Below are 2,848 nucleotides of genomic sequence, written 5' to 3' on the forward strand. Positions count from 1 at the left end.
AGACCCGCTCCTCGCCGACGTCCTCGCGGAACGGACCGAAGAAGGCGCACTCCACTCGCATATCTCGTGATCGGATCCGCTCCACCATGTAACCGCCGGTCGCGACCGAACACGATCAGGCGTCGGTTCGCGCGGTCTCCCTCCGACATCGACTTCGGATGTGGCGGTTTCCGGACCCCGACGGTCTCGGTCACGTCCGATCAGGACGGCGTGATCCGATCCCAGAACGCCTTCATGTCCGACGAGGTCGTCATCGCGTCCACTTCGCGGTACGCCGTCTCGTCCTCGTCGTGGTTCGCTTCGAGCGGCTCGGTGACGCTCGTGCCGTACTCCAATCGATCGGCGAGCATCAGCAGGCCTTCGTACCCGGTCATCTCGACACGTTCGGTCATCATCCCGCCGACCATGTAGCCCATGTCGAGCATGTCCTTGTCCTCGATGGACCCTTCCAACTCGTCTCGTTCGGCTCTGATGCCGTCCAGAACCGCGTCCTCCGTCGGGGCCGGCGTGGAACCGATCTCGTCGAACACCGTCTCGAGTCGGGAGACGTGTTCGCGCGTTTCGTCACGGTGATCGGCCAATCGCTGGCTCAGCTCGTCGTTGCCGGCTTTCATCGCCATTTGGTCGAGATCCTCGACCAACTGGGTCTCGACGTAGTACATCTGACGAAGCTTGTGCTCGAACAGCTCCTCGAGTGTGTTCATGACGGATTCACCCACCTTGGTCTACGCCGACCACGCGCTTAGTCGACGGACCCGATGGTGCAAGGGACCGGAACGGAATCAGTATCCATCCAGCGCCACGGCGTCGAGTGGAATCACACGGTCGGAGATCTGCCCGCCCTCACCGTCCGCGAAGACGGCGATCTCGGACGTTCCCGAGGGGTCTCCCAGCACGATCACCCCGTCGGCTGCCAGGGGAGCGAGGATTCCCGCAATCACCGTCCGGAGATCCGACAGCGGCGCGCGCACCGCCACCCGGGTCCCCGCATCGATCCCGTACTCCTCCGCGACCGCCCCGGCCGCGGCCATCGCCTCGCCGTGGGTAACGGCCCCCTCGCTGTCGACGAGCAGCGGCGTCCCGGAATCGATCGACAACGGTGGGAACGAGGGGTTCTCGCTCCAGAGGCCCGCGTCGAAGTGGTGAACGTCGGGCGCCGGCGGGTCGCCGCCGTAACAGACCCGCTGGGCGCCCGGCGGCAGCTGGTAACGAGTAACGGCGTCGGCAGGGGCGACCAGCGTTCGGAGGTCCTCGGCGCTCGCCAGATCCATCGGTGGATCGAACCGGGTCCCTCCCTCGAGGAGGGCCGTGCCGAAGAACGCGAGCAGGGCGAGCGGCCCGTCACCGACGACGCCGACGGTGACCCCGCGCCGAACACCGGTGTGTCGCAGAAAGTTGCCAGCCTTCCAGCTCGAGGTGCAGAGCCAGTGAGCATCGTACTCCCGGCCGCTCCCGTCGACCAGTGCCACCCGGTCGCTCCGTCGGTCCCGCACGAAGCAGTCCCCGACCGTCTTCATGGCCTGTGGTTTCGAGCCAGAGATCAAAAGCACGCGGGGTATCACGTTCGGAGCCGGACGGCTAGGGTCGATGCGCTCTCACACGGCTCTCCGGGAGTGGAGCAGGTCCGGCTCCGTTCAGAACGCCCGCTTGATCCGCTCGAAGAACCCATCCTTGATTTCGATTTCGTCGCCGCCGGCTTCGGCGAACTGCTCCAGTGCCTCGCGCTGTTCCTCGTTGAGCGACTCCGGCGTGACGATCTGGACGGTGACGAAGAGATCGCCCGAACCCCGCCCGCGGAGTCGGGGCATCCCTTTGCCCTCGAGGCGGAAGGTTTCGCCGCTCTGGGTTCCCGACGGAACCTCGAACTCGACGGGCCCGTCGAGCGTGGGTACGGTCACCTCGTCGCCGAAGGTCGCCTGCGGGAACGAGACCGGGAGCCGGTACCTGAGGTCGTCGCCCTCGCGCTCGAACTGGTCGTGTTCGGTCACCGCGACGTCGATCAGTAGATCGCCCGCCGGTCCGCCCTCCGGACTCGGCGCTCCCTCTCGTTCCATCCGCAACGTTTGGCCGTCCTGAATGCCCGCCGGAACCTCGACGGTGAGCGTCGCCTCGTCGCGAACGTATCCCTCACCCCGACAGTCACCACACGTCTCGGAGTACAGCGTTCCCTCACCCTCACACCGCCGACACGTGGTGGTCTGCTGTACGCGTCCGAGCGGCGTCTGCTGGACCTGCGTGACCTGACCCCGACCCTGGCACTCCGGACAACGCTCTGCGTCCGCCGACGGCGGGTGGCCGGAGCCGGCACAGGTGTCACACTCGGCCGGTCGCTCGACCGTGAACTGCTTTTCGACGCCCGCGTAGGCCTCCTCGAGATCGATCTCGAGGGCCGTCCGCAGGTCGCGACCGGAGCGTGGCCGGCGACGGCCGCCGCGACCGCCACCGAAGACCTGCTCGAAGATGTCACCGAGACCGCCGCCCATGTCGCCACCCATCCCGTCGAACGGGCCGCCGCCCATTCCGCCGAACGGGTCGCCGCCCGCCTCGCTGGCATCGAAACCGTGTTTCTCTGCCTGTTCGTAGCGGTCGTGACCCATCCGGTCGTAGGCCGACCGTTTTTCCTCGTCCGTGAGTACCTTCTTCGCCTTCTGGATCTTCTTGAACTTCTCTTCGGCATCGGGATCGTCGCTCACGTCCGGGTGATATTCGGTAGCCTTCGATCGGTAGGCCTGCTTGATCTCCTCCGCGGACGCGTCGGGACTCACGCCGAGCACGTCGTAGAAGTCCTCGCTCATTCGTTACTCACCGATAACGCGTTGAACCACTTGAATAGAACGTTCGCGTCGTG

General features: G+C 65.9%; 3 protein-coding genes. All 3 read right to left on the reverse strand.

All coding sequences use genetic code 11. The features are described from left to right. Positions 1-200: 200 nt before the first annotated feature. Positions 201-704 (reverse strand): DUF892 family protein, encoded by a 504-nt coding sequence (locus tag QZT59_RS15870; RefSeq protein WP_290818602.1) that lies wholly within the window; start codon positions 702-704, stop codon positions 201-203. A gap of 78 nt (positions 705-782) precedes the next feature. Beyond that, positions 783-1,517, reverse strand: coding sequence for a hypothetical protein (locus QZT59_RS15875; RefSeq protein WP_290818604.1), 735 nt, complete (start codon positions 1,515-1,517; stop codon positions 783-785). Between the two features lie 117 nt (positions 1,518-1,634). After that, positions 1,635-2,795, reverse strand: coding sequence for a molecular chaperone DnaJ (gene dnaJ / locus QZT59_RS15880; RefSeq protein ID WP_290818606.1), 1,161 nt, complete (start codon positions 2,793-2,795; stop codon positions 1,635-1,637). Between the last annotated feature and the right edge of the window lie 53 nt (positions 2,796-2,848).

The sequence above is a fragment of the Halovivax sp. genome (assembly GCA_007119345.1).
Classification (GTDB): domain Archaea; phylum Halobacteriota; class Halobacteria; order Halobacteriales; family Natrialbaceae; genus Halovivax.

Bases quoted from the DNA above. Each gene is read 5' to 3' on its own strand.
- QZT59_RS15870 (WP_290818602.1), bottom strand. From the start codon at position 704: ATGAACACACTCGAGGAGCTGTTCGAGCACAAGCTTCGTCAGATGTAC.
- QZT59_RS15875 (WP_290818604.1), bottom strand. From the start codon at position 1,517: ATGAAGACGGTCGGGGACTGCTTCGTGCGGGACCGACGGAGCGACCGG.
- dnaJ (WP_290818606.1), bottom strand. From the start codon at position 2,795: ATGAGCGAGGACTTCTACGACGTGCTCGGCGTGAGTCCCGACGCGTCC.